Genomic DNA, 23,957 nt, shown 5'->3' with positions numbered 1-23,957 from the left:
CTCCTGAAGATTCAATGCGTAACAGACCATGTTCCGGGCAGAATGTCGCTATTTAATTGGCCCATGAACCGAAGCCCGTGGCCGGCGTCTAACGGCCACTACTGATCAGGAGTTACACGATGAACGTTCGTCTGCTGGGTTTGGCCATTACGCTGGGTTTGGCACTTCCTGTGGCTGCTCAAGCGCAGATGCTGCAGCCGGGTTTGTGGGAATTGACCACCAGCAACATGAAGGTCGATGACCAGAACCTGCCGGATCTGCAATTGATCCTGGGTCAGATTCAGAGCCAGATGACCCCTGAGCAGCGCGCGCAGCTGGAAAAGCAGGGCATCACCATGGGTGGCAAAGGCATTCGCGCCTGCCTGACGCCAGAGCAGGTCAAGAGTGACGACATCCCGCTGACCGACCCGCAATCGGGCTGCACGCAGCAGATCACCGAGCGCACGGGCAACCAGTGGAAATTCCGCTTCAGCTGTCCGAAGGCGCAGGGTGCGGGTGTGGCGACGTTCCTCAGTGACCGTGAGTTCACCACCAAGGTCAACGGCACGTTCAATGCCACGGGGATTCAGCAGAAGGGAAGCCTCGATACCCGGGCCGTGTGGTTGGGGCAGGATTGCGGGACCGTCAAACCGCGGGCTTAAAAGCTTCGCGGGCAAGCCTCGCTCCTACAGGGTTCGTGTAGGAGCGAGGCTTGCCCGCGAAGGCTTCATCTCAGACAACACCAACCCCCGTCTGCCCCAGCCACTCGCACACCGCCTCGACCTCCATCCTGCCCAGATCCTCCCCGCTGCGACTGCGGACGCTGACAAACCCGCCTTGCTTTTCCTTCTCTCCGACCACCACCAGATACGGCACCGTCTGACTGTGCTGACGGATCTTGTGATGCACCTTCTCGTTGCGCAGATCGGCCAAGGCACGCACGCCGCTGCGGCGCAGGCGCTCGGTGATTCGGTGGGCATAGTGGGTCTGACGGTCGTCCATGCTGACCACCATCACGTGGGGCGGCAGACGCCATTGCTGCAACTCCTGATGGTTGGACCAGCAGGTGCCGTAGATGCGTTGTTGAAGGGTGCCGCTGATGTGATCCAGGGCGAATGCCTGCAAGACCCGGGTGGTGGGGACGTGTGGGCCCCTCGTCAGGTAATCCGTGTCGCCGAGGCGGTACAGGGATGGATCATCGGACGCTGGAAAGGATGAGGTGCGCCGGCGAATGGAATGGTTGGTCGCCGCCAGCGATTGCATGCGTCCCTCGATGGCAAGCAGATCCATCGGGGTCAAAGGGCGCTCGACCGTGAATTCGCAGTAGAAGCCGTCACCCAGTTCCGAACCGGTGCGCCACTGTGCATGGGCATGCAGCTGCTTGACCGCCATCGCCAGCATCAGCGCACAGGAGCGGCGCAGAATCTCCAGTCCGTCGGGCTCCTGCGGCGTCACGATGGAGACCCTGGCGTCGGCGTGGATCATGTATTCGCAGTCCACCAAAACGCCATCCACCCGGCCTGCAACCGCGGCATTGGCCAGACCCGAGCCAATGCTTGCCGCGAGCTCGTGCACGGTCAGCGGCTGATCGTATTCACGCAATGAACCATCTGGCAGGGTGATCTGGATCATGGTTATTGTTCTCTGCTTCGATCACATGCCCATAAACCTTAGAGGTATTTGGTAGCTGTTGTCATCTAGACGATTGTCGGAACATACCCGGTAACCATCATGAACCTATCTCGCGATTCCAGCGACTCTCAGCGACCGCGTCGTGGGCGTGGAGGCTTTCGGCGTGTACGACCCGAATGTGGAAACCGTTGATGCCCGGCGAGCGTTTCATGGCCTGGTTCAAACGTCGCGCGGCGTCTTCGCAAAACATCAGGTTCTGGCCGTTGGCCAATGCAAACGCCTGTTCATCCGCACGCTTCACAGCCGTTTGCACAGCGGTGCCGAGGGCCGCTTCGGCATCATTGATCAGCGGGATTAACGGCAGATTATCCAGATAGTCGTCCAGGCGCAGATTCAAATGTGCGGTGCTGCGTTGACTGTGGGGCGTGGCGACGATGCCTTTGGGTAAGCCAAGCCAGGCCAATACCTCGGCGTGATTCAGTGTTCGGTTGGGGAAATCTTCGGCGAATTGCCGCTGGATCAGTTGCCGGGACAAGGCTGCCGAGCAGGGGCACGTCGAGGAATAAGCCACCTCGATTTTTAGTTCCACGTGGAACATCGCGTTTTCCAGACGGGCTTCGATGCTCACGGGATAGGTTTTCCATCCTGACAGATCGCTGATCAGCGCCGGCCTTTTCAACAGTAATTCACTGTGGATTTTCAGGAAGGCGCTGCTCGACAGACCCTCATGGCTGCTGAGGAATTGCTCCAGAAGTCGTCGCAGCAGAGCCGGCGAAAGGCACTCGTGCTCAAGCATTTCCAGCGCCAGATAGAGCCGCGACATGTGAATGCCCCGCGCTTCTCCATTATCGAGACTCACCCCCGCGTCGATTTTGGCGGGCAGGCGCTCGCCGTCAAATAACACAGGAAGCGCAATGCCGCACATGCCAACCCATTCCAGAGGCAGGATTTGGTGTGAGGCTTGAGCGGCGATGTCCGGGAGAGTGAGTGCGTTCATGGCAGGTCCACAATGTAGGTCATTCAATGTAACACTATAACAATATGTAGTTACACTATAACATTGTGTAAGCCCGACATTTCGACCGGGAGCCTGTGAGGAACATCCAAATGCCTAATCGTTTGCCCGTTACGGTCCTGTCGGGCTTTCTTGGAGCAGGGAAAAGTACACTTCTTAATTACGTACTACGTAACCGTACTAACCTGCGTGTTGCTGTAATCGTCAATGATATGAGTGAAATCAACATCGACGGCACCGAAGTCCAGCGCGATGTTAGCCTCAACCGTGCTGAAGAGAAGCTGGTAGAGATGAGCAACGGCTGTATTTGCTGCACCTTGCGCGAAGATTTGTTGGAGGAAGTCAGCAACCTCGCCCAGGAAGGGCGCTTTGATTATCTGCTGATCGAATCCACCGGCATTTCCGAGCCGTTGCCGGTGGCGGAGACCTTCACCTTTCGCGATGAAAAGGGTCAGAGCCTCAGCGATATCGCCCGCCTGGACACGCTGGTTACCGTGGTGGATGGCCTGAATTTCCTGCCCGATTACCAGGCAGCGGAAAGCCTGGCTTCCCGGGGTGAAACCCTGGGCGAAGAGGATGAACGCGCCATCACCGAACTGCTGATCGAGCAGATCGAATTCGCCGACGTCATCCTGATCAGCAAGATCGACATGATCGGCAGCCAGCAGCGAGAGGAGCTGATGGCGATCCTCGAACGGCTCAATCCAGAGGCCGAGATCATCCCCATGGTCATGGGCGAGGTGCCGCTGGAGAAGATCCTCAACACCGGTCGTTTCAACTTCGAGAAAGCCGCCCAGGCGCCGGGCTGGTTGCAGGAGCTACGCGGCGAACACGTTCCGGAAACCCAGGAATACGGCATCGCCTCCCGCGCTTACCGTGCGCGTCGTCCGTTCCATCCGCAGCGCTTCTTCGACTTTATCGACGGCCCGTGGCTCAACGGCAATCTGCTGCGCTCCAAGGGTTTCTTCTGGCTGGCAAGCAAGCCCCAACACGCTGGCAGCTGGTCCCAGGCCGGCGGGATGATGCGCCATGGGTATGCCGGGCGCTGGTGGCGTTTCGTGCCGAAGGAGCAGTGGCCGCAGGACGAGGAAAGCACCGCGACCATCATGAAGAATTGGGCTGTCGACTCCGGTGATTGCCGCCAGGAACTGGTGTTCATCGGCCAGAACATCGATTTCGAACAGCTGACCGCCGAGCTGGACGATAGCCTGCTGACGGATGAGGAAATGGCGCTGGGGGCCGAGGCCTGGCGGTTGTTGCCGGATCCGTTCGGCCCCTGGTTCGATGAGGCGGTCTGAGGGATTCAGGGCTTGAGCCAGGTTCCCTGGCTCTGAGCTTCACAGAAGGGCTTGAGGTACGCCGCGTCCGTGGCGACGCCGTAATAGTGAATATCCTGCCGGTAAGGCATATTGGCGACTTGAGCGTTGCTGCACACACCGAAAGCGCCGCCCGGGCACTGATCGACGTACTGCACCTCGACTTTCTGCCCGGCCAGGGTGGGCTGGCAGAAACCGTCGGCGAACAGCTTTTGCGGGATGTTGCGGTTCTGCTGACAGACTTTCACGTCGAGCCGTTCCGCTTGGCTGTGGACCACGCAGGCCTGTGCCAGTGCTTCGCCGGACGCCAGCGTGAGCAACAACGACAATCCCATCCACCGCATCTTCACCTCCTCAGAATCCTTCAATCATGCTGCAGAACATCCCCACCCACGTCATCGCAGGTCCCTTGGGGGCCGGCAAGACCAGCCTGATCAAGCACCTGCTGGCGCAACGCCCGGACGGTGAACGCTGGGCGGTGCTGATCAACGAATTCGGCCAGATCGGTATCGACGCCGCGTTGCTGACCAGCGACGCCGATGGTATCGCACTGGGGGAAGTGGCCGGGGGCTGTTTGTGTTGCGTCAACGGCGCGCCGTTTCAGGTCGGGCTTGGTCGATTGCTGCGCAAGGCGCGGCCGGACCGGCTGTTTATCGAGCCTTCCGGGCTCGGGCATCCGGTGCAGTTGCTCAGGCAACTGAGTGAAAAACCGTGGCAAGGTGTACTAAACGTACTGCCAAGTGTACTGGTTTTGGATGCTCAGGCCCTCATTTCGGGCAAGTCGCTGCCACAGGCGCAACAGGAGGCGCTGGTCAGCGCTGGCCTGCTTTTGATGAACAAATCGGAAAACCTCAGCGAGGCAGATCGCCAGCACCTGATCAAGCAGCTCCCTGTACGACCGGTGTACTGGACGCAGCAAGCGGCGATGCCATTGAGCCAGCTGCCCGGTCTGGCTGCTCAGGCTGTCGCGGGCGTGGTTAACGTTGCGCTGCCCACAGGCCTGGCGCAGTTGCCAGCGATCTGGACCGATCCGGCGCAGCCGATTTGTCTGAGTCAGGAGCAAGAGGGCGGCTGGAGCATCGGCTGGCGCTGGCATCCGAGCCAGAGGTTCGATACAGCGCAGGTTGCTCAATGGCTTTCCAGCCTCGCCTGGCGGCGGGCGAAGCTGGTTATCCACAGCGACGCAGGATGGCAGTCTGTGAATGCAGTGGATAACTCGGGGCTGGAGTGGAAGGCCAGCGAGTGGCGGCAGGATTCGCGGATCGAGCTGATTTTCAGCGAGCCGCAGGAGGCAGAAACGTTGCAGAAAGGATTGGACGGCTGTCGGTTGGGATGAAAATCAAAAGATCGCTGGCAGCGATCTCTCAATTCACGGGCGCCATTTGCTGTGTTCTTGCCGCCAATGGCTCAGTTCGACCACGTTGCCGCTGGGCTTGACCACATCCACCACCGGCGGCGTGTCGTCGAAAGGCATCGGGTAGGGCGCCAGTTCGATCTGCGCGCTGTGGGCACCGAACTGGGTGATGGTGCCGTTGTGGCGGGTTTCGCCGGTCACGGTGAATTCGAAGTTGTACACGCGAGCCAGGCGCCGCTTGCCGCGTCCGTCCTTGATGAAGGCGATTTTTTTCAGCGCCACGTTGCCGTCCAGCAACTCGACCCCCAGGTTGCTGCAGTGCTGCTTGACCCGCTCCAGTGCGCGTTCGCGCAAACCGTGGTTGTGCCACAGCCAGGCGCCGGCAGTGGCGAACAGCATCAGCACGAAAATATTTCCAAGGGTCAACATCAACAGGGTGCTCCAACATGAGAGTGTCAGCTTAACTGCGTCGCCGGTCTGTCGTACAGGCTGCGTTTCGTCGCATACTGCCCCGCTCGAATTTCAATCGTTTTACGGAAACTCACCGCATGAAACGCACGCCCCATCTGCTCGCTATCCAGTCCCACGTGGTGTTCGGCCACGCTGGCAACAGTGCCGCGGTTTTCCCGATGCAGCGGGTCGGGGTCAATGTCTGGCCGCTGAACACGGTGCAATTCTCCAACCACACCCAGTACGGGCAGTGGGCGGGCGAGGTGCTGGCTCCGCAGCAGATCCCCGATCTGGTGGATGGCATCGCGGCGATCGGCGAGCTGGGCAACTGCGATGCAGTGTTGTCGGGCTACTTGGGCAGCGCCGCCCAGGGCCGGGCCATCCTGACGGGTGTGGCGCGCATCAAATCGATGAATCCCAAGGCGCTGTATTTGTGCGACCCGGTGATGGGGCATCCGGAGAAAGGTTGCAGCGTGCCGGCGGAAGTCAGTGATTTCCTGCTGGAGGAAGCCGCCGCGGTGGCGGACTTCATGTGCCCCAACCAGCTGGAGCTCGACAGCTTCGCCGGGCGCAAGCCGCAGTCGCTGTTCGATTGCCTGGCGATGGCTCGGGCGCTGCTGGCGCGTGGGCCGAAAGCGGTGGTGGTCAAGCACCTGGATTACCCGGGGAAGAACCCGGATTTCTTCGAGATGCTGCTGGTGACAGCCGAGGGCAGCTGGCATCTGCAGCGTCCGCTGCTGGCGTTTCCGCGACAGCCGGTGGGGGTGGGTGATCTGACGTCGGGGTTGTTTCTGGCGCGGGTACTGTTGGGGGACAGTCTGGTGGCGGCGTTCGAGTTTGCCGCGTCGGCGGTGCATGAGGTGTTGCTGGAGACCCAGGCCTGCGCGAGCTATGAGCTGGAGTTGGTGCGTGCGCAGGACCGGATTGCTCATCCGCGGGTGCGGTTTGAGGCGACCTCGATCAGCCTTTAAAAGCTTCGCGGGCAAGCCTCGCTCCTACAGGATTGTGCATACCTGGAGCGAGGCTTGCCCGCGAAGGCTTCTTATCGATGGAATGCGTTAAACGTCGCCCTTGATTTCCTGATAGCGCTTTTCCAGCTCCTGACGAATCTGCCGGCGCTGCTGGGCCTGCATGAAGCGGCGCTTGTCTTCGCTGTTCTGCGGTTGCAGCGGTGGCACGGAGGCGGGTTTGCGTTGGTCATCCACCGCCACCATGGTGAAGAAACAACTGTTGGTGTGGCGCACCGAGCGCTCGCGGATGTTTTCGGTCACCACCTTGATGCCCACCTCCATCGAGGTGTTCCCGGTGTAGTTGACCGAAGCAAGGAAGGTCACAAGTTCACCGACATGGATCGGCTCACGGAAAATCACCTGGTCCACCGACAGGGTCACCACGTAGCGGCCGGCATAACGGGCGGCACAGGCGTAGGCGACTTCGTCGAGGTATTTGAGCAGGGTACCGCCGTGAACATTGCCAGAGAAGTTGGCCATGTCGGGGGTCATCAATACCGTCATCGACAGTTGGGCGTTTCCGGGTTCCATAGCACTCTCACGGGTCAAGGCAAGGTTTGAGGGATGCACCTCTGCGGGTGCCTCGATGGTTTTTCCAACCAACAGTTATCGGGACGCCGGGCGCGAAGCCGCCGTCACGCCGGATCGATCTGTTTCCATATATTGCACCGCCTTTCTACCGGAAGTCGCGGTGTTACCCTGCAAAAGTCCCCGCCATGGGGGCAAATTCTTACGCGGAACGCGGATTTTTTACCTTGCTCGACCGGACGTTTCCTTCGTCCGCGCTTGAGCTATGCCACCCAGGGAGCCCCGCACCATGCATGCCATCAGCTTTATTCAGGATCTGGCAGTGATCATGTTGGTCGCAGGTGTGGTGACCGTGCTGTTCCACAGGCTCAAACAGCCGGTGGTGCTGGGCTACATCGTGGCGGGTTTCATCATCGGTCCGCATACCCCTCCCTTCGGTCTTATCCACGACGAAGAAACCATCAAGACCCTGGCGGAGCTCGGGGTGATTTTCCTGATGTTCTGCCTGGGCCTGGAGTTCAGCCTGCGCAAGCTGTTCAAGGTCGGCGCCACGGCGTTTATCGCGGCGTTCCTGGAAATCGTGCTGATGATCTGGATCGGCTACGAAATCGGTCGCTGGTTCGACTGGAACACCATGGACTCACTGTTCCTCGGCGCGATCCTGGCCATATCCTCGACCACCATCATCGTCAAGGCACTCAACGACCTGAAGATGAAAAACCAGCGCTTCGCGCAGCTGATATTCGGCGTGCTGATCGTTGAAGACATCCTCGGTATCGGCATCATCGCCTTGCTGTCGAGCATCGCGGTCAGCGGTACGGTCAGCTCCGGCGAAGTGTTTTCCACCGTCGGCAAACTCTCGCTGTTCATGATCGTCGCGCTGGTGATCGGCATTTTGCTGGTGCCGCGCCTGCTGGCTTATGTAGCCAAATTCGACAGCAACGAAATGCTGCTGATTACCGTGCTGGGCCTGTGTTTCGGCTTCTGCCTGCTGGTGGTCAAGCTTGAATACAGCATGGTGCTCGGTGCGTTCCTGATTGGCGCGATCATGGCCGAATCCCGGCAGCTGCTGAAAATCGAACGCCTGATCGAACCCGTTCGCGACCTGTTCAGCGCCATTTTCTTCGTGGCGATCGGCTTGATGCTCGACCCGATGATCCTGCTGGAATACGCCTGGCCGATCGCCGTGATCACGGTCGCCGTGGTGCTCGGCAAGATGCTGTCCTGCGGAATGGGGGCGTATATCGCCGGCAATGACGGGCGCACCTCGTTGCGCGTCGGCATGGGGCTTTCGCAGATCGGCGAGTTCTCTTTCATCATTGCCTCGCTGGGCATGACCCTGCAGGTCACCAGCAATTTTCTGTACCCGGTGGCCGTGGCGGTTTCGGTGATCACCACGCTGCTGACGCCGTATCTGATTCGCGCGGCCGACCCGCTGTCGATCAAGCTGGCGGCGGTCATGCCGCAACGGCTGGGGCGCGTGTTGGGGATGTACGGTGAATGGCTGCGCAGCATCCAGCCCCGGGGCGAGGGCGCGTTGCTGGCGTCGATGATTCGGCGGATTCTGTTGCAGGTGGGCGTCAATCTGGCGCTGGTGGTTGCGATCTTTCTTGCCGGGGCGTTTTTCGCCGAGCGCATTTCGCTCACGCTGCAAGAGTGGATCGGCGATCCAAGCTGGCAGAAGGCACTGATCTGGGGAGGCGCGCTGCTGATATCGCTGCCGTTCCTGATCGCCGCCTATCGCAAGCTCAAGGCGCTGTCGATGCTGCTGGCGGAGATGGGGGTGAAGCCGGAGATGGCGGGGCGTCACACGCAGCGAGTGCGTAGGGTGATCTCCGAAGTGATCCCGATCCTTTCGCTGCTGGTGATTTTCCTGCTGTTGGCAGCCTTGTCGGCCAGTATTCTGCCGACCAACAAGTTGCTGATGCTGATTGCCGTGGTGGCCGCTGGTGTGGCCGCGCTGCTGTGGCGCTGGTTCATCCGCGTCCACACGCGCATGCAGGTTGCCTTGCTCGATACCCTGGACAATCACAAGGATTCGCCAGGGCACTGACGCCCCGGGGCGTCAGCCGGCTCAGCTTTCCAGCCAGACGTCCCGCGCCCAGTGCCACACCGATTCCCAGGACTCTTCGGTGACCAGTTCTTCTTCGGCCGACCACAGCACCACGGTGCCGTCTTCTTCGACGCAGTAGTAGTCGTCGCCGTCCTGGCAGATCGGGATCAGGCTGCGATCGACGCCGGCGTCCCAGGCGTTGGCGGCCACTTCCGGCAGGTAGGTATGCGATTGCGGGTCAGTGACGGTCACTGGCTCCAGGCTGCCGTAAACCACGTCGCTGACGGTCAGCAGAAACTCTTTGAAGACGAACGGAATGTTGATGAACAGTTCTTCTTCGATTTCGACCAGCTGATCTTCGTCGGGCAACTCCAGGGGGACCGGTACCCGTTCGTTGGCTTCACGCAGTTGTTCGATGACTTCTTCCACGTCCGGGATCCTCTTGCTTGTATGGCGCGGTTTGTATGGGGCGGTTTATACAGTAGCTTGCTATGGATGCAACCGCGAAATAGAAAAACCCCGGCAAGCCGGGGTTTTTATTACAGCGTGAAAAGCGAGGCGGGGTGATCAGCCGTTCTGGCGGATACCGGCCACCAGCCAAGGCTGGTTTTCGCCCTGGGCGCGTTCCATGTTCCAGCTTTCGCTGAAGGCTTCGCCCTGGTCGAAACGCGAGTTCTTCGACACGCCGCTGAAGGTCAGGGTGGCGATGGTCTTGTCGGCGCGATCATCCACACCGTCCAGCTGCACATTGAGGTTGTCGATGTAGGTGGACTGGAAGCCGTCACCCAGATCGGCACGCTCGCGCTTGAGGAACTCCAGCATTTGCGGGGTCACGAACTCGGCGATCTTGTCCATTTCGTTGGCGTCCCAATGCTGTTGCAGGGACTGGAAGTGGTTGCGGGCCGCTTCGATGAAGTTGCGTTCGTTGAACCAGGCTGGCGCGTTGATCACTGGACGGGCGGCAGCGGGTGCGGCCGAACCACCGAAGATCGAACCCATGGCTGGCTTCTGTTCGAACGCTTCACGCTGCATCGGCGCGTGACCGGCCGGAGCGTACTGCTCCTGCTGCTTGCGACGACGGGCGGCGATGAAACGGAAGACCAGGAAGGCGATGACCGCCATGATCAGGATGTCGAAGATCTGCATGCCCTGGAAGCCGTCGCCCATGAACATGGAGGCCAGCAGGCCACCGGCGGCGATACCCGCCAGAGGGCCGAGCCAGCGGGAAGCGCCGCCGGCCTTGGCAGCCGCGCCCGCGGCACCGGCAGCACCAGCGGTCGCTGCTGCGCCGCCCATGCCTGGAGAAGAAGGAGCCATCTGGCTGGTCTGGTGAGTAGGCGCAGCACCTGCGCTTTTGCCACCACCGAAGCGCTTGGCGGCATTGACGTCGAGACTCATCGTCAGGCCGATGCACAGCGCCATGGCGATGCTAAGAAAACGTTTCATAAAGGGAATTCCCGTTTGTGGAAGGCACGCGCGCCATGTTGCACAGCTGAAGTGTTACTGGCTAGCGGCAGAGTGTTTCGGGCTTTTGCCTGACAGGTCGGGTTCAGCTTCAGTCAGTGCAATAGGCTGGTTAACTTTGGTCTGTAGGGTGAGTGGATAAGTTCTGTAGGAAAGATGCCTAGCGACGCAGCGCCAGCATGACCACCCCGGCTGTGATCAGGCCGATGCCGCCCCATTGGCGCAGGTCGAGTTTTTCCCCCAGCAGGACCACACCGAGCACGGCGACGAGCACGACGCTGAGTTTGTCCACTGGAGCGACCAGTGAGGCCGGACCGACTTTGAGCGCGCGAAAGTAGCAGATCCACGAAGCTCCCGTGGCCAAGCCGGACAACAGCAGGAACAGGTAGCTTTTGGCCGAGATCGATCCCAGGGATTGATATTGGCCCGTGGCGTACAAAATCAAGGCCAGGCTGACCAGCACCACGATGGTTCTGAGCAGGGTGGCGAAATCCGAGTTGACGTTCTCGACGCCGATTTTCGCGAAAATGGCGGTCAGGGCTGCGAATGCGGCCGATAGCAGGGCCCAGAATGTCCAGGAGGAAAAGAAGCCTGAGCCCATGACGGTATCCTTTTGGTCAGATCGATTTGTGGGAGCGGGCTTGCTCGCGAAGAGGGCGTGTCAGTTGACATCAATGTCGACTGATCCACCGTATTCGCGAGCAAGCCCGCTCCCACATTGATCCAAGGTGATCCTTAGATCGCTTCCAGCTTCGCATACCCCAGCATCAGCCACTTGCTGCCTTCGCTGAAGTTCACCTGAACCCGCGCCTGGGCGCCGGCGCCTTCGAAGTTGAGGATCACGCCGTCGCCGAACACCGAATGCCGTACCGCCTGGCCCAGGGTGAAACCGGTCTGCGGGATCTCGCTGCCGCCGAACAGGCTGCTGGTGCTCTGCTGCTGGCCACCGCCGAACGGACGGCTGACGCTGTTGGACAGCCGCACTTCCTGAATCAGGCCTTTGGGCACTTCGCGTACGAAGCGCGACACCTTGTTGTAAGTCTCGCTGCCGTACAGGCGACGGGTTTCAGCGTAGGTCATCACCAGGTTCTGCATGGCCCGGGTCACGCCGACATAGGCCAGACGACGCTCTTCCTCAAGGCGCCCCGGCTCTTCAAGGCTCATCTTGTGCGGGAACAGGCCTTCTTCCATGCCCACCAGGAACACGTAAGGGAATTCCAGGCCCTTGGCGCTGTGCAGCGTCATCAGCTGAATGCTGTCTTCGTGCTCGTCGGCCTGGGTATCGCCGGCCTCCAGCGAAGCGTGGCCGAGGAAGGCCGCCAGTGGCGTCAGGTCTTCGTCTTCTTCGGTGTTCTCGAAGTTGCGCGCGGCGCTGACCAGTTCCTCAAGGTTTTCCACCCGGGCCTGGCCTTTCTCGCCTTTTTCCGCTTCGTGATAGGCAATCAGGCCCGACTGCTCGATGACGGTCTGGGTCATCAGGTGCAGCGGCATGTCCATGCACTTGGCGGCGAGGTTTTCGATCAGTTCCATGAACGCGCCCAGGGCGCTGGCGGCGCGACCGGTCAGGCCCTTGTTCGCCACCAGCTGGCGCATGGCTTCCCACATCGACACATGGCTGTGGCGCGCATGGTCGCGGATCGCTTCGACGGTTTTTTCGCCGATGCCGCGGGCCGGTACGTTGATCACCCGCTCCAGCGCCGCATCGTTACCGCGACCTTCGAGCAGTCGCAGGTAGGCCATGGCGTTCTTGATTTCCGCTCGTTCGAAGAAGCGCTGGCCGCCATAAATGCGGTACGGAATGCGTTCGCGCAGTAAAGCTTCTTCCAGAACCCGCGATTGGGCGTTGGAGCGGTAAAGAATCGCGATATCACTGCGAGCCAGGCCGGTTTTCAGCGCGCTTTCGATGGTTTCGACAACATAGCGCGCTTCGTCGTGTTCGTTGAACGCGGCGTACAGGTTGATCGCCTCGCCATCGCCGCCTTCGGTCCACAGCTCTTTGCCCATACGCCCGGTATTGTTGGCGATCAAGGCGTTGGCGGCTTTCAGGATGCCGGCGGTGGAGCGGTAGTTCTGCTCCAGACGAATGAGTTGGGCATCCGGGAAATCGTCGGAATACTGGTAGATGTTCTCGATTTTCGCGCCACGCCAGCCGTAGATCGACTGATCGTCATCGCCCACCACCATCAGGCTGTCGCCACCCTTGGCCAGCAGACGCAGCCAGGCGTATTGCACGGCGTTGGTGTCCTGGAATTCATCCACCAGGATGTGCCGGAAGCGCTTCTGATAATGCGCCAGCAGGCCGGGATGGTCGCGCCACAGGTCGAGGGCGCGCAGCAGCAGTTCAGAGAAATCGATAACGCCAGCGCGCAGGCATGCAGCCTCGTAGGCCTCATAAATGCCGCGCATGGTGGCCAGGAACAGGTCGCCACTGGCTTGAATGTGTTGCGGACGCAGACCTTCGTCTTTCTGCCCGTTGATGAACCACTGAGCCTGACGGGCCGGCCAGCGTTGTTCATCCAACCCCAGATCGCGGATCACGCGCTTGACCAGCCGCTGCTGGTCGTCGCTGTCGAGAATCTGGAAGGTCTGGCTCAGCCCGGCTTCCTGCCAGTGCGCCCGCAACAGGCGGTGCGCCAGGCCGTGGAAGGTGCCGACCCACATGCCGGCCGGGTTGATACCCAGCAACTGCTCGATGCGATGGCGCATCTCGGCAGCGGCCTTGTTGGTGAACGTCACCGACAGGATGGAGTGGGGCGAGGCGTTTTCGACCTGGATCAACCAGGCGATACGGTGCACCAGCACTCGGGTTTTACCGGAACCGGCGCCGGCCAGGACCAACTGACGACCAACAGGGGCCGCTACGGCCTGACGTTGGGCATCGTTGAGGGAATTCAGCAGAAGGGAGAGGTCATCATCGCGCATCGGGGCATTCTAGGGGGCGGCGCCACACCGGGCAAACTCCACATTGCTTTAGCCGATGAAAGAGGCGCGAGGGACGACCGGTCAGTCATCGCCCGCAAACGTTGGCCGGTCTCGCCTGACAGCTTTGAGGCCGGGTCGGGTGCCCGATAAATTTGTCTGTTTTTTGACCGGCAGCAGTTTGGTCCGGGCATTGGCTTGTGTATGCTCCGTCCACGTTTCGGGCTCATGCTCATCATTATAAGAACAAGAAACTACCTATGACCCTCAGCTCCGACCTGTCGGGCCCTTCCGTGGAGCCCCGGGTTATTCGTAAACAATACGCCATGGAAATGGCGGTCGAACGCACGCGCCTGCTGTATCAGGGCTCGCTGCTGCCCACGCTGTTCATGTTGATCAATGGTCTGGTCTGCGCCGCTCTGCTCTGGAGCCCGCTGCGCTACTTCCTGGTCACCGTCTGGCTGGTGTGGCTGCTGTCGCTGGTGGCGCTGCGGGTGATTCAGGTGGCGGCCTTCGACTCGGCGATTCCCAACCGTCAGGCCCATCCGATCTGGCGCCGCATGTTTCTGCTGGGCTCGGGGCTTACCGGCCTGACATTGGCCGGCGCCGGCATCGCACTGGTTCCCGCCGACAACTTCATCCAGCAAGCCTGGGTCTTCGGCCTGATCGGCGCCGCGGCCCTGTCGGCCAGTGTGGCCTACGCCGTCAGCCTGCCGGCCTTTCTCTCTTTCACCTTGCCCTGTTTGTTGCCGGCCATCGGCTACATGTTCTGGGGTGGCGAAGGGCAGGGTTGGGGCTGGTTCGGCCTGATTCTGCTGGGCGCCTTGAGTGTCGTGGCCTGGCAGGTCAATCGCCTGATCGATCGCGGCCTGTTGCAGCGCTTCCAGAATCAGGCGCTGATCGAGCATCTGCAGGAAGCGCAAAACTGCAGCGATCAGCTCAATCTGACCCTCGCCCGGGAAATCGACCAGCGCCGGCGTGCCGAAGAGGAGCTGCGGGAAATCCAGGCCGATCTGCAAAACCGGGTCACCCAGCGCGGCCTCGAGCTGGACGCCGCCAGCGACGCACTGAGCAAGAGCGAGGCGCGCCTGGCGCTGGCGCTGAAAGCCAGCGAGCTGGGGTTGTGGGACTGGAACCTGCAGACCGACGAAGTCCATCACACTCATATTCAGGAGTTGTTTGGCCTGGCACCGGAGTACGTGACGGCGATGCTGCGCCACCTCAAGCCTCGCCTGCATCCGGAGGACCTGCCAGCTCTGCGCAAGGCGTTGGTCGAACATTTGAAGGGGCGCACCGAGGATTATCAGGTCGAGTACCGTGTGCGGCATGCCGACGGTCACTGGGTCTGGATCGAGGACCGTGGTCGAGCGGTGGAGCGTGCCGCCAATGGTCGGGTAATCCGCATGGTCGGCACCCGGCGCGACATCAGCGTCAACAAGGCGTTGGAAGAACAGCAGCAACTGGCCGCGACAGTATTCGAAGCGGCCAGCGAAGGTATCGTGATTTTCGACCCCAACTATGCCCTGATCGCGGTCAATCAGGCTTTCAGCCGGGTCACGGGCTATGAGATCGAGGACATGATCGGTCGCAACGTCGTCGAGCTGCCGTGCAGCCGCGATGCCCGTCGCCACTACGCCGCGATCCATCACGCGCTGGAGCAGCACGGCAGCTGGCAGGGCGAACTGGTGGAAACGCGCAAAAGCGGCGAGATGTACCCGCAATGGCTGCATCTGAATGCCGTGCGCGATAGTCGGGGAAATGTCAGTCATATCGTGGGTTTCTTCGCCGATCTTTCGGCCCGGCGAGAATCCGAAGAGCGCATGCGCTACCTGACCCATCACGACGAGCTCACCGGACTCGCCAACCGTTCGATGTTCCGCGAGCGCCTCAGCGAGGCACAACAGAGGGTCCGGCAGGGCGGTTATCGCAGCCTGGCGCTGTTGCACATCAATCTGGATCGCTTCAAGCAGCTCAACGACAGTCTGGGTCACGAAGTCGCCGACAAGCTGTTGCAGAAAATGTCCCGGCGCCTGATCAACGCATTGCCGGAAGCGGACACCATTGCGCGCCTGTCCGGTGACGAATTCGCTGTGCTGTTCAACGCCTACGGCAACCTTTCCAGTCTGGCGCGGGTGGCGACGCGGCTGTCGAACAAGCTGCGCATGCCCGTGACCATCGACGGCCATGAGCTGGTGGTCAGCGCGTCGATCGGTATCAGCCTGTTGCCGGACAGCGCCCGGGATGTGTCCGCGCTGGTCAGTCAGTCGAACATGGCCATGCAGCACGCCAAGCATCTGGGTGGTAACAACTTCCAGTTCTACACCGACAGTCTGCAAGCCAGCACCCTGGAGCGATTGCAACTGGAGAACCAGCTGCGCAAAGCGGTTGAAGAGCGCCAATTGAAGGTGTTTTACCAACCGAAGCTGTGCCTGGCCACCGGCAAGCTGAATGCCGCCGAGGCGTTGGTGCGTTGGGATCACCCGACCATGGGGCGCGTGCCGCCGGGGGATTTCATTGGCCTGGCAGAGGAAACCGGACTGATCGGCCCGATCGGTGAATTCGTCTTGCGCCAGGCCTGCTTGCAAGCCTGTGAGTGGCAGCGGCAGGGGCTTGAGCCTATTCGGGTCTCGGTCAATCTGTCGGTGCACCAACTGCGCCAGGGCAAGCTGGTCAGCCTGGTGCGGCAGGTGCTGGAAGATACCGGGCTGGCGCCGCGCTACCTGGAGCTCGAGCTCACGGAAAGCCAGTTGCTGGACAGCGTCGAGCACATCATTGCGACCTTCCAGCAGCTGCGCGATCTGGGGGTGAAGCTGGCGATCGACGATTTCGGCACCGGGTATTCATCCCTGAGCTACCTCAAGCGCATTCCCGTGGATTACGTGAAGATCGATCAGGCGTTCATTCGAGGCCTGGGCGAGGGCACGGAGGATGCGGCGATTACACGGGCCATCATTACCATGGCGCATGGTTTGTCGTTGAAAGTCGTGGCTGAAGGCGTGGAGCGGCGCGAGCAGCTCGAATTCCTGAAAAACGAGCGGTGCGATGAGGTGCAAGGCTATCTGATCAGTCGCCCGGTCGAGGCGTCGGGGCTTGCCGCGCTGCTACAAGACCAGTGCTCGAAGGCTACATGAGGCGCGAGCACCTGATTTCGAGGGATCTGGTTACGTATGGTGCAGGCGAAAAGCCAATTCATGTAGTATAACTACAAACTTGCTACATCCCCGGCCCCTGCCAATAACAAGAGTCCAGCCCTTGAATCTGCTGCAGCACATCGCCCAGTCTCGTCACCTGTTACGCAAGTCGGAGCTCAAAGTCGCCGATCACGTGCTGCTTGACCCCGCGGCCGTGATGCACAGCTCCATGGCCGACCTGGCCCACAGCGTCGGCATCAGCGAGCCGACCATCGTGCGTTTTTGCCGTGCCATCGGCTGCTCCGGGTTCCAGGACCTGAAGCTCAAGCTGGCCCAAAGCCTGGCGGCGGGCGCGAGTTTCGGTCAGTTCGCGATCCACGAAGACGACTCGGTCGCCGACTACAGCCTGAAAATTTTCGACACCACCCTGCACACCCTGATGGAGGTTCGCGAGAAACTCGATCCGGTGGAGTTGCAGCGCGCGGTGACGCTGATGTCCCAGGCCCAGCGCGTCGAGTTCTACGGCTTCGGTGCCTCGGGTGCGGTCGCGGCGGATGCGCAGCACAAATTCTTCCGTCTGCTGCTGACCGCGGCGGCCTATTCCGATCCCCACATGCAGGCGATGTCGGCGGTGACCCTGAAGCCGACCGACGTGGCGATCTGCATTTCCCAGTCCGGGCGCTCCAAGGACCTGCTGATCACCGCCAACCTGGTGCGCGAGAGCGGGGCTTCGCTGATCACCCTGTGCCCGAGCCAGACGCCTTTGGCCGAGCTGTCGACCGTGAATCTGGCGATCGACGTGCACGAAGACACCGAGATCTATACGCCGCTGACCTCGCGGATCGCCCACCTGGTGGTGATCGATGTGCTGGCAATGGGCGTGGCCATGGCGCGCGGGCCTAGCCTGGTCAATCACCTCAAGAGCGTGAAGCGCAGCCTTCGCAGCCTGCGGTTGTCGCCCAAGTCTGTGAAAGCACTCGACGACTAAGATCAAAAGATCGCAGCCTTCGGCAGCTCCTGCACAAACCCTGCAGGAGCTGCCGAAGGCTGCGATCTTTTGATTCTGACTTTCATCCATCTGTAACGATCCCGCCGCTAAAGCGTAACCCCGTGCACCTATCTTGAAGCTCCCGTACTCGCTTTGGGAGACAAGAAATGGCCCAGCACTACGAAGAACGCAACAGCGTCGTCAAAACCCGCCGTCAGCAGGAAGATCAGCGCCGCATGGAGTTCCGCCGCGCTATCGAGTTTCGCTCCGAGCAGCGCCAACTTCTCGCCGAAATCGGCGATTTTCCCCAAGAATTCGAAACTAATTTCTGGCAGACAGCGTCGACGCCTTCCCGTCGAAACGCTCAACCAGCCCGCTGATCTGCACCCGCTCGCTGCGCACGAACGCAAGGAATGCGTGAGCCACCGGTGACAGGCGTTTGGCTTTGGCCTGCACCAGGCACCAGCTGCGGTACAGCGGCAGTTCTTCGACCGGCAGCTCGATCAGCCCGCCGGTCGCCAGCTCCAGGTTCAGGGCGTGGCGCGTCAACAGCGCAACGCCCAGTCCGGCCAATACACACTCACGCTGGGCTTCGGCCGACGAGACTTCCTGGGTCTGGTTGAAGTGCACGCGCTTCTCCTTGAAATACTCCTCGCACGCCATCCGCGTACCCGAGCCGGGTTCGCGCAACAGCAGTGTGTAGGGCTCAAGATCCTGCAAGCGCAACGGTCCCATGTGACACAGCGGATGATCCGGCGGCGCGACGGCGACGATCGGGTTATTCAGGAATGGCAGGAATTCCAGCCCCATGTCCTGCGGCACCATCGACATGATTACCAGGTCGTCGCGGTTGTCGGAGAGGCGGCGGATCACCTGGCCGCGGTTGACCACGGTCAGTTGCAGGTTGACCTCCGGGTGCTGGCGCTTGAAAGCGGCAAACAGGTGCGGGACGAAGTACTTGGCGCTGGATTCGATCGCCAGTTTCAACTGACCCTGCAGGGAGCCCTGCATGTCGGACAGCTGCATGTCGAGGTTTTCCAGGCGCCCGAAAATGTCCCGGCTGGCGCGTTGCAGTGCTTCAGCCGCCTCGGTCATGTAGAGTTTTTTGCCGACGTAATCGAACAAAGGCTGACCAATCAGCTCCTCCAGCTGGCGAATCTGCAGGCTGACGGCCGGCTGGGTGAGCGACATTTCGTCGGCTGCCCGACTGTAGGACCGTAGATCACAGACTTCATTGAAAATCTGCAATTGACGCAATGTCATACGCATCAATGACTTACGCATTTCTAAAGCACCTTCGGCGCAGGCTGGAGCGGCCACTATAAGTCTTTACTTATGCGTGACCCAATAATTATTCATTTTTGTTAATTCCTTGCGGGCGCTAGTGTGGCCCTGCGACCAAATTGAAACATTTGGTCACGCGTCGACCTGGGTCTAGCAGGTCGTGGGTACTACCGGCTCAAGGGAAACTTCCAAGTGATAAAAAAGATCCTGATCGCCAACCGTGGTGAGATTGCCGTACGAATCGTACGAGCCTGCGCCGAGATGGGTATTCGCTCGGTGGCGATTTATTCCGACGCCGACCGTCATGCCCTGCATGTGAAGCGTGCGGATGAAGCCCACAGTATTGGTGCCGAGCCGCTGGCCGGTTACCTGAACCCGCGCAAGCTGGTGAACCTGGCGGTGGAAACCGGTTGCGATGCGCTGCACCCTGGCTACGGTTTCCTTTCGGAAAACGCGGAACTGGCGGACATCTGCGCCGAACGCGGTATCAAATTCATTGGCCCGGCGGCTGAAGTCATTCGCCGCATGGGTGACAAGACCGAAGCGCGCCGCAGCATGATCAAGGCTGGCGTACCGGTCACTCCGGGCACCGAAGGCAACGTCTCGGGCATCGAAGAAGCCCTGAGCGAAGGCGATCGCATCGGTTACCCGGTGATGCTCAAGGCCACTTCCGGTGGTGGCGGCCGCGGTATCCGTCGCTGCAACAGCCGCGAAGAACTCGAACAGGCTTTCCCGCGAGTGATTTCCGAAGCCACCAAGGCTTTCGGTTCTGCGGAAGTGTTCCTGGAAAAATGCATCGTCAATCCCAAACACATCGAAGCGCAGATCCTTGGCGACAGCTTTGGCAACGTGGTGCACCTGTTCGAGCGTGACTGCTCGATCCAGCGCCGCAACCAGAAGCTGATCGAGATCGCCCCCAGCCCGCAATTGACCCCGGAACAGCGCGCCTACATCGGCGACCTGTCGGTGCGTGCGGCCAAGGCGGTGGGTTACGAGAACGCCGGTACCGTGGAGTTCCTGCTCGCCGAGGGCGAGGTGTACTTCATGGAGATGAATACCCGGGTGCAGGTGGAACACACCATCACCGAAGAAATCACCGGTATCGACATTGTCCGCGAGCAGATCCGCATCGCGTCCGGCCTTCCGCTTTCGGTGAAACAGGAAGACATCCAGCACCGTGGTTTCGCTCTGCAGTTCCGGATCAACGCCGAAGACCCGAAAAACAACTTCCTGCCGAGCTTCGGCAAGATCACCCGTTACTACGCGCCCGGCGGTCCCGGCGTGCGGACCGACACGGCGATCTACACCGGCTACACCATTCCACCGTTCTACGACTCCATGTGCCTGAAACTGGTGGTGTGGGCGCTGACCTGGGAAGAGGCGATGGACCGTGGTTTGCGCGCCCTGGACGACATGCGCGTGCAAGGGGTCAAGACCACCGCCGCGTACTACCAGGAAATCCTTCGCAACCCCGAATTCCGTAGCGGCCAGTTCAACACCAGCTTCGTTGAAAGCCACCCTGAACTGACCAACTACTCGATCAAGCGCAAACCCGAAGAGCTGGCCCTGGCCATCGCCGCCGCCATCGCCGCTCACGCTGGCTTATGAATAAGCAGCCGCAAGCTGCAAGCGGCAAGCTTCAAGTAAAAGCCGATCGCTCTTACTTGCCGCTTGTAACTTGAAGCTTGCCGCTATGAGGAGATAAGAATGTCTAAGAAGATCTTTGTCACTGACACCATCCTGCGCGACGCCCACCAATCGCTGCTCGCGACCCGCATGCGCACCGAAGACATGCTGCCGATCTGCGACAAGCTCGACAAAGTCGGCTACTGGTCGCTGGAATGCTGGGGCGGCGCCACGTTCGACGCCTGCGTACGCTTCCTGAAAGAAGACCCGTGGGAGCGTCTGCGCCAACTGCGCGCGGCACTGCCGAACACTCGTCTGCAAATGCTCCTGCGCGGCCAGAACCTGCTGGGCTACCGCCACTACAGCGACGACGTGGTCAAGGCGTTCGTGGCCAAGGCCGCGGTCAATGGCATCGACGTGTTCCGTATCTTCGACGCAATGAACGACGTGCGTAACCTGCGCGTGGCCATCGAAGCGGTGAAGGCTGCGGGCAAACACGCCCAGGGCACCATCGCCTACACCACAAGTCCCGTGCACACCATCGACGCGTTCGTGGCACAGGCCAAGCAAATGGAAGCCATGGGTTGCGACTCGGTGGCGATCAAGGACATGGCCGGCCTGCTGACCCCGTACGCCACCGGTGAACTGGTCAAGGCACTCAAAGCCGAGCAGTCGCTGCCCGTGTTCATCCACTCCCACGACACCGCCGGCCTGGCCGCGATGTGCCAGCTCAAGGCCATCGAAAACGGTGCCGACCACATCGATACCGCGATCTCCAGCTTCTCTTCGGGCACCAGCCACCCGGGCACCGAGTCGATGGTCGCTGCCCTCAAAGGCACCGAGTTCGACACCGGCCTGAACCTGGAACTGCTGCAAGAGATCGGTCTGTACTTCTACGCCGTGCGCAAGAAGTACCACCAGTTCGAAAGCGAGTTCACCGCAGTCGATACCCGCGTACAGGTCAACCAGGTTCCAGGCGGGATGATTTCCAACCTGGCCAACCAGCTCAAGGAGCAGGGCGCCCTGAACCGCATGGGTGAAGTGCTGGCGGAGATCCCGCGGGTTCGCGAAGACCTCGGCTTCCCGCCGCTGGTGACCCCTACTTCGCAGATCGTCGGCACCCAGGCGTTCTTCAACGTACTGGCCGGCGAGCGCTACAAGACCATCACCAACGAGGTGAAGCTGTACCTGCAAGGCGGCTACGGCAAGGCGCCGGCGCCGGTGAACGAGCAACTGCGTCGCCAGGCCATCGGCAGCGAAGAAGTGATCGACGTGCGCCCGGCCGACCTGCTCAAGCCGGAAATGGCCAAGCTGCGTGCCGACATCGGCGCCTTGGCCAAGTCTGAAGAAGACGTGCTGACTTACGCCATGTTCCCGGACATCGGTCGCAAGTTCCTCGAAGAACGCGCTGCCGGCACCCTGACCCCTGAAGTGCTGCTGCCGATTCCGGAAGCGGGCAAGGTGGCATCGGCGGGTGGCGAGGGCGTGCCGACCGAGTTCGTCATCGACGTCCACGGCGAAACCTACCGCGTCGACATCACCGGTGTCGGCGTCAAGGCCGAAGGCAAGCGTCACTTCTACCTGTCCATCGACGGCATGCCGGAAGAAGTGGTGTTCGAGCCGCTGAACGAATTCGTCGGCGGCGGCAGCAGCAAGCGCAAGCAAGCCTCTGCACCGGGCCACGTCAGCACCACCATGCCGGGCAACATCGTCGATGTACTGGTCAAGGAAGGCGACACCGTCAAGGCCGGCCAGGCTGTGCTGATCACCGAAGCGATGAAGATGGAAACCGAAGTCCAGGCTGCCATCGCCGGTAAGGTCACCGCCATCCACGTGGCCAAGGGCGACCGCGTGAATCCGGGTGAAATCCTGATCGAGATCGAAGGCTGAGATAACAGCCTCGATACAACGCTTTAAACCTCGGGGGAGCATGGGCTCCCCTTTTTTTGTCTCGAATTTGCGGGTGACTAGAAGCTCATTCGCCATTGCCCAGTGATGCCATGACTGCGGCTATCGCTGCCCATTTCACCCATTAGACCCATGCCGAGTGTGTTGCGCTCGGAAAGCTTCAGGTCCAAACCGACATCCACCATCACCTTGTTCCGATCCAGTGGCGCACTGTAGGTGCTGTAGTCATTGCCGCCGAGAAGCAGGCGTTGCCTGGTTTCGGTATAGACCTCGCCATACGTATGCTTCCAGCCGGCGCTCAAGTGCGGCGTCAGTTGCATGCCGTTATCCAGTCGGTTGAGTTTCGCCAGGCGAAGGCCGAATGTGCTGCTGAAGTTGTCCTCGGATTGCCCTCGGACTTTCAGTGCTGCGCGATCACCTCTCTCCGTGAAACTGTCGCGTTGATAACGTTGATAGCCAATGCTGGCGAACGGTTCGATCCTGACGTTGGCGCGACCCAGGTTGTAGCCCAATTCCGCAAAGCCTTGTTGGGAGAAGGCCTCGTAGCGGCCTTCGGGGCGATCCGTGAAACCTGGGAGGTTTACACGGCGTGCGCTGCTGCCCTTATGGTTATTGTGGGTCGCGCCCAGGCGAAGGGACGTTGGTCCGACCTGGCGCAAGGCATAGGCACCCAGGTGCCAGCTTTCCAGGTTGCCATCGAGCTCTTTGCTTTTCTGGCCAGTGACCGAGCTACCTCCCATCACGCCTACATGCCAATACTCGCTCAACTGCCAGTCAGCCCCCATTAGCAGGCCTTGGGTGGAGTATTTCAGCGGGTCATAGTCTCGATCCATTTCTCCGCTGTGCCCCAGCGCCTGCAGCCAGACTCTGCCATTGGCATCACTGCTTGCGGCCATTCGAGGCGACACGTTTTCGCGGTAAGTAACACTGCTGGTATCCAACCGGCGCATGGCAGAGAGCAGTGCTGCGCTGATTGGCGCGTCACTGTTGAGCGTGGCCTTGGCGAGGTTTGCGTTACTGTCACCCGTGAAAGTCACGAGATCATAGGCGAGGGATTCGCTTGTGTAGCCGGACAACTTCGGCGCTGTAAGGGCCGGCACCGAATTGCCCGAAGCGAACGCAGCGTTGATGAATCCCAGTGCTGAGGCAATCGTTAAAACAAAAAAACGGGGCTTGCAGGGGAGTTGATAGGGCATCGGATTTGGCCTTCTAGACAGGAGGCCAAACTTTAAGAAGCGGCTGTTTTTTGCGATGTCAGCCCGTTCCGGAGGTGGTGCGGGCAGCGTCGGATCATTTTGTG

At 60.5% G+C, this 23,957-nt stretch carries 21 protein-coding genes; 10 read left to right on the top strand and 11 right to left on the bottom strand.

Features of this window, described 5'->3' with window-relative positions; translation table 11 throughout:
• The first annotated feature begins 119 nt into the window (after positions 1-119).
• Positions 120-641: a DUF3617 domain-containing protein gene (locus tag HNO86_RS03410; protein ID WP_175375624.1), complete on the top strand. Its 522-nt coding sequence runs from the start codon at positions 120-122 to the stop codon at positions 639-641.
• Positions 642-711: 70 nt separating this feature from the next.
• On the opposite strand, the gene HNO86_RS03405 is transcribed toward HNO86_RS03410, so the two are convergent.
• Positions 712-1,611 carry a His/Gly/Thr/Pro-type tRNA ligase C-terminal domain-containing protein gene (locus HNO86_RS03405; RefSeq protein WP_175375623.1) on the bottom strand — a complete coding sequence of 300 codons (900 nt, stop codon included), beginning with the start codon at positions 1,609-1,611 and terminating at the stop codon, positions 712-714.
• A 97-nt stretch (positions 1,612-1,708) separates the two neighbouring features.
• A complete protein-coding gene (gene folE2 / locus HNO86_RS03400; protein WP_175375622.1) occupies positions 1,709-2,608 on the bottom strand; it encodes a GTP cyclohydrolase FolE2 in 900 nt (299 codons plus the stop codon).
• Positions 2,609-2,718: 110 nt separating this feature from the next.
• Between folE2 and zigA the strand changes: the two genes are divergently transcribed.
• On the top strand, positions 2,719-3,924 hold the full coding sequence (zigA, locus tag HNO86_RS03395) for a zinc metallochaperone GTPase ZigA (RefSeq protein ID WP_175375621.1): 1,206 nt from the start codon (positions 2,719-2,721) through the stop codon (positions 3,922-3,924).
• A gap of 5 nt (positions 3,925-3,929) precedes the next feature.
• On the opposite strand, the gene HNO86_RS03390 is transcribed toward zigA, so the two are convergent.
• Complete coding sequence (locus HNO86_RS03390) at positions 3,930-4,286, bottom strand: NADH:ubiquinone oxidoreductase (RefSeq protein ID WP_175375620.1); 357 nt, start codon at positions 4,284-4,286, stop codon at positions 3,930-3,932.
• Positions 4,287-4,312: 26 nt separating this feature from the next.
• Here HNO86_RS03390 and HNO86_RS03385 point away from each other — a divergent pair, with 26 nt between their 5' ends.
• A complete protein-coding gene (locus tag HNO86_RS03385) occupies positions 4,313-5,278 on the top strand; it encodes a GTP-binding protein (RefSeq protein WP_175375619.1) in 966 nt (321 codons plus the stop codon).
• A gap of 33 nt (positions 5,279-5,311) precedes the next feature.
• Here HNO86_RS03385 and HNO86_RS03380 read toward each other — a convergent pair whose 3' ends face one another.
• Positions 5,312-5,725 (bottom strand): DUF3301 domain-containing protein, encoded by a 414-nt coding sequence (locus HNO86_RS03380; protein ID WP_175375618.1) that lies wholly within the window; start codon positions 5,723-5,725, stop codon positions 5,312-5,314.
• 119 nt (positions 5,726-5,844) lie between these two features.
• Here HNO86_RS03380 and pdxY point away from each other — a divergent pair, with 119 nt between their 5' ends.
• Positions 5,845-6,717, top strand: a complete 873-nt coding sequence (gene pdxY, locus HNO86_RS03375) for a pyridoxal kinase PdxY (RefSeq protein WP_175375617.1) — start codon at positions 5,845-5,847, stop codon at positions 6,715-6,717.
• 87 nt (positions 6,718-6,804) lie between these two features.
• Here the strand turns inward: pdxY and HNO86_RS03370 are convergent, their stop codons facing one another.
• Positions 6,805-7,287, bottom strand: coding sequence for an acyl-CoA thioesterase (locus tag HNO86_RS03370; RefSeq protein WP_175375616.1), 483 nt, complete (start codon positions 7,285-7,287; stop codon positions 6,805-6,807).
• A 286-nt stretch (positions 7,288-7,573) separates the two neighbouring features.
• On the opposite strand from HNO86_RS03370, the gene HNO86_RS03365 reads away from it, so the two are divergent.
• Positions 7,574-9,337, top strand: coding sequence for a cation:proton antiporter (locus HNO86_RS03365; RefSeq protein ID WP_175375615.1), 1,764 nt, complete (start codon positions 7,574-7,576; stop codon positions 9,335-9,337).
• A gap of 21 nt (positions 9,338-9,358) precedes the next feature.
• Here the strand turns inward: HNO86_RS03365 and HNO86_RS03360 are convergent, their stop codons facing one another.
• The 4 genes from HNO86_RS03360 to uvrD form a co-directional block, all read right to left on the bottom strand.
• Entirely contained in the window at positions 9,359-9,766 is a 408-nt protein-coding gene (locus tag HNO86_RS03360) for an SMI1/KNR4 family protein (protein ID WP_175375614.1), read from the bottom strand.
• Between the two features lie 138 nt (positions 9,767-9,904).
• Positions 9,905-10,783, bottom strand: coding sequence for a Tim44 domain-containing protein (locus HNO86_RS03355; RefSeq protein WP_175375613.1), 879 nt, complete (start codon positions 10,781-10,783; stop codon positions 9,905-9,907).
• 178 nt (positions 10,784-10,961) lie between these two features.
• Positions 10,962-11,402 (bottom strand): EamA family transporter, encoded by a 441-nt coding sequence (locus tag HNO86_RS03350; RefSeq protein WP_175375612.1) that lies wholly within the window; start codon positions 11,400-11,402, stop codon positions 10,962-10,964.
• A gap of 134 nt (positions 11,403-11,536) precedes the next feature.
• Positions 11,537-13,723 (bottom strand): DNA helicase II, encoded by a 2,187-nt coding sequence (gene uvrD / locus HNO86_RS03345; protein WP_175375611.1) that lies wholly within the window; start codon positions 13,721-13,723, stop codon positions 11,537-11,539.
• A gap of 257 nt (positions 13,724-13,980) precedes the next feature.
• On the opposite strand from uvrD, the gene HNO86_RS03340 reads away from it, so the two are divergent.
• The 3 genes from HNO86_RS03340 (at position 13,981) to HNO86_RS03330 (ending at position 18,219) form a co-directional block, all read left to right on the top strand.
• Positions 13,981-16,851: a bifunctional diguanylate cyclase/phosphodiesterase gene (locus tag HNO86_RS03340; protein ID WP_175375610.1), complete on the top strand. Its 2,871-nt coding sequence runs from the start codon at positions 13,981-13,983 to the stop codon at positions 16,849-16,851.
• 121 nt (positions 16,852-16,972) lie between these two features.
• The gene (gene hexR / locus HNO86_RS03335) at positions 16,973-17,839 is read left to right on the top strand and encodes a transcriptional regulator HexR (protein ID WP_007927594.1); all 867 of its coding nucleotides are present in this window, start codon (positions 16,973-16,975) and stop codon (positions 17,837-17,839) included.
• Positions 17,840-18,006: 167 nt separating this feature from the next.
• A complete protein-coding gene (locus HNO86_RS03330) occupies positions 18,007-18,219 on the top strand; it encodes a PA3496 family putative envelope integrity protein (RefSeq protein ID WP_175375609.1) in 213 nt (70 codons plus the stop codon).
• On the opposite strand, the gene HNO86_RS03325 is transcribed toward HNO86_RS03330, so the two are convergent.
• A complete protein-coding gene (locus HNO86_RS03325; RefSeq protein WP_175375608.1) occupies positions 18,161-19,123 on the bottom strand; it encodes a LysR family transcriptional regulator in 963 nt (320 codons plus the stop codon). The genes HNO86_RS03330 and HNO86_RS03325 overlap by 59 nt on opposite strands.
• Before the next feature lie 192 nt (positions 19,124-19,315).
• Between HNO86_RS03325 and HNO86_RS03320 the strand changes: the two genes are divergently transcribed.
• Entirely contained in the window at positions 19,316-20,731 is a 1,416-nt protein-coding gene (locus HNO86_RS03320) for an acetyl-CoA carboxylase biotin carboxylase subunit (RefSeq protein WP_175375607.1), read from the top strand.
• A 99-nt stretch (positions 20,732-20,830) separates the two neighbouring features.
• Positions 20,831-22,639 (top strand): sodium-extruding oxaloacetate decarboxylase subunit alpha, encoded by a 1,809-nt coding sequence (gene oadA, locus HNO86_RS03315; RefSeq protein ID WP_175375606.1) that lies wholly within the window; start codon positions 20,831-20,833, stop codon positions 22,637-22,639.
• A 77-nt stretch (positions 22,640-22,716) separates the two neighbouring features.
• Here the strand turns inward: oadA and HNO86_RS03310 are convergent, their stop codons facing one another.
• Positions 22,717-23,853, bottom strand: coding sequence for an autotransporter outer membrane beta-barrel domain-containing protein (locus HNO86_RS03310; RefSeq protein ID WP_175375605.1), 1,137 nt, complete (start codon positions 23,851-23,853; stop codon positions 22,717-22,719).
• Between the last annotated feature and the right edge of the window lie 104 nt (positions 23,854-23,957).

The sequence above is a fragment of the Pseudomonas sp. C1C7 genome (assembly GCF_013359595.1).
GTDB lineage: Bacteria > Pseudomonadota > Gammaproteobacteria > Pseudomonadales > Pseudomonadaceae > Aquipseudomonas.
Note: the sequence above shows the minus strand (reverse complement) of the source record. Positions and strands in the feature narration are given on the sequence as shown.

Bases quoted from the DNA above. Each gene is read 5' to 3' on its own strand.
- HNO86_RS03410 (WP_175375624.1), top strand. From the start codon at position 120: ATGAACGTTCGTCTGCTGGGTTTGGCCATTACGCTGGGTTTGGCACTT.
- HNO86_RS03405 (WP_175375623.1), bottom strand. From the start codon at position 1,611: ATGATCCAGATCACCCTGCCAGATGGTTCATTGCGTGAATACGATCAG.
- folE2 (WP_175375622.1), bottom strand. From the start codon at position 2,608: ATGAACGCACTCACTCTCCCGGACATCGCCGCTCAAGCCTCACACCAA.
- zigA (WP_175375621.1), top strand. From the start codon at position 2,719: ATGCCTAATCGTTTGCCCGTTACGGTCCTGTCGGGCTTTCTTGGAGCA.
- HNO86_RS03390 (WP_175375620.1), bottom strand. From the start codon at position 4,286: ATGCGGTGGATGGGATTGTCGTTGTTGCTCACGCTGGCGTCCGGCGAA.
- HNO86_RS03385 (WP_175375619.1), top strand. From the start codon at position 4,313: ATGCTGCAGAACATCCCCACCCACGTCATCGCAGGTCCCTTGGGGGCC.
- HNO86_RS03380 (WP_175375618.1), bottom strand. From the start codon at position 5,725: ATGTTGACCCTTGGAAATATTTTCGTGCTGATGCTGTTCGCCACTGCC.
- pdxY (WP_175375617.1), top strand. From the start codon at position 5,845: ATGAAACGCACGCCCCATCTGCTCGCTATCCAGTCCCACGTGGTGTTC.
- HNO86_RS03370 (WP_175375616.1), bottom strand. From the start codon at position 7,287: ATGGAACCCGGAAACGCCCAACTGTCGATGACGGTATTGATGACCCCC.
- HNO86_RS03365 (WP_175375615.1), top strand. From the start codon at position 7,574: ATGCATGCCATCAGCTTTATTCAGGATCTGGCAGTGATCATGTTGGTC.
- HNO86_RS03355 (WP_175375613.1), bottom strand. From the start codon at position 10,783: ATGAAACGTTTTCTTAGCATCGCCATGGCGCTGTGCATCGGCCTGACG.
- HNO86_RS03350 (WP_175375612.1), bottom strand. From the start codon at position 11,402: ATGGGCTCAGGCTTCTTTTCCTCCTGGACATTCTGGGCCCTGCTATCG.
- uvrD (WP_175375611.1), bottom strand. From the start codon at position 13,723: ATGCGCGATGATGACCTCTCCCTTCTGCTGAATTCCCTCAACGATGCC.
- HNO86_RS03340 (WP_175375610.1), top strand. From the start codon at position 13,981: ATGACCCTCAGCTCCGACCTGTCGGGCCCTTCCGTGGAGCCCCGGGTT.
- HNO86_RS03330 (WP_175375609.1), top strand. From the start codon at position 18,007: ATGGCCCAGCACTACGAAGAACGCAACAGCGTCGTCAAAACCCGCCGT.
- HNO86_RS03325 (WP_175375608.1), bottom strand. From the start codon at position 19,123: ATGCGTAAGTCATTGATGCGTATGACATTGCGTCAATTGCAGATTTTC.
- oadA (WP_175375606.1), top strand. From the start codon at position 20,831: ATGTCTAAGAAGATCTTTGTCACTGACACCATCCTGCGCGACGCCCAC.
- HNO86_RS03310 (WP_175375605.1), bottom strand. From the start codon at position 23,853: ATGCCCTATCAACTCCCCTGCAAGCCCCGTTTTTTTGTTTTAACGATT.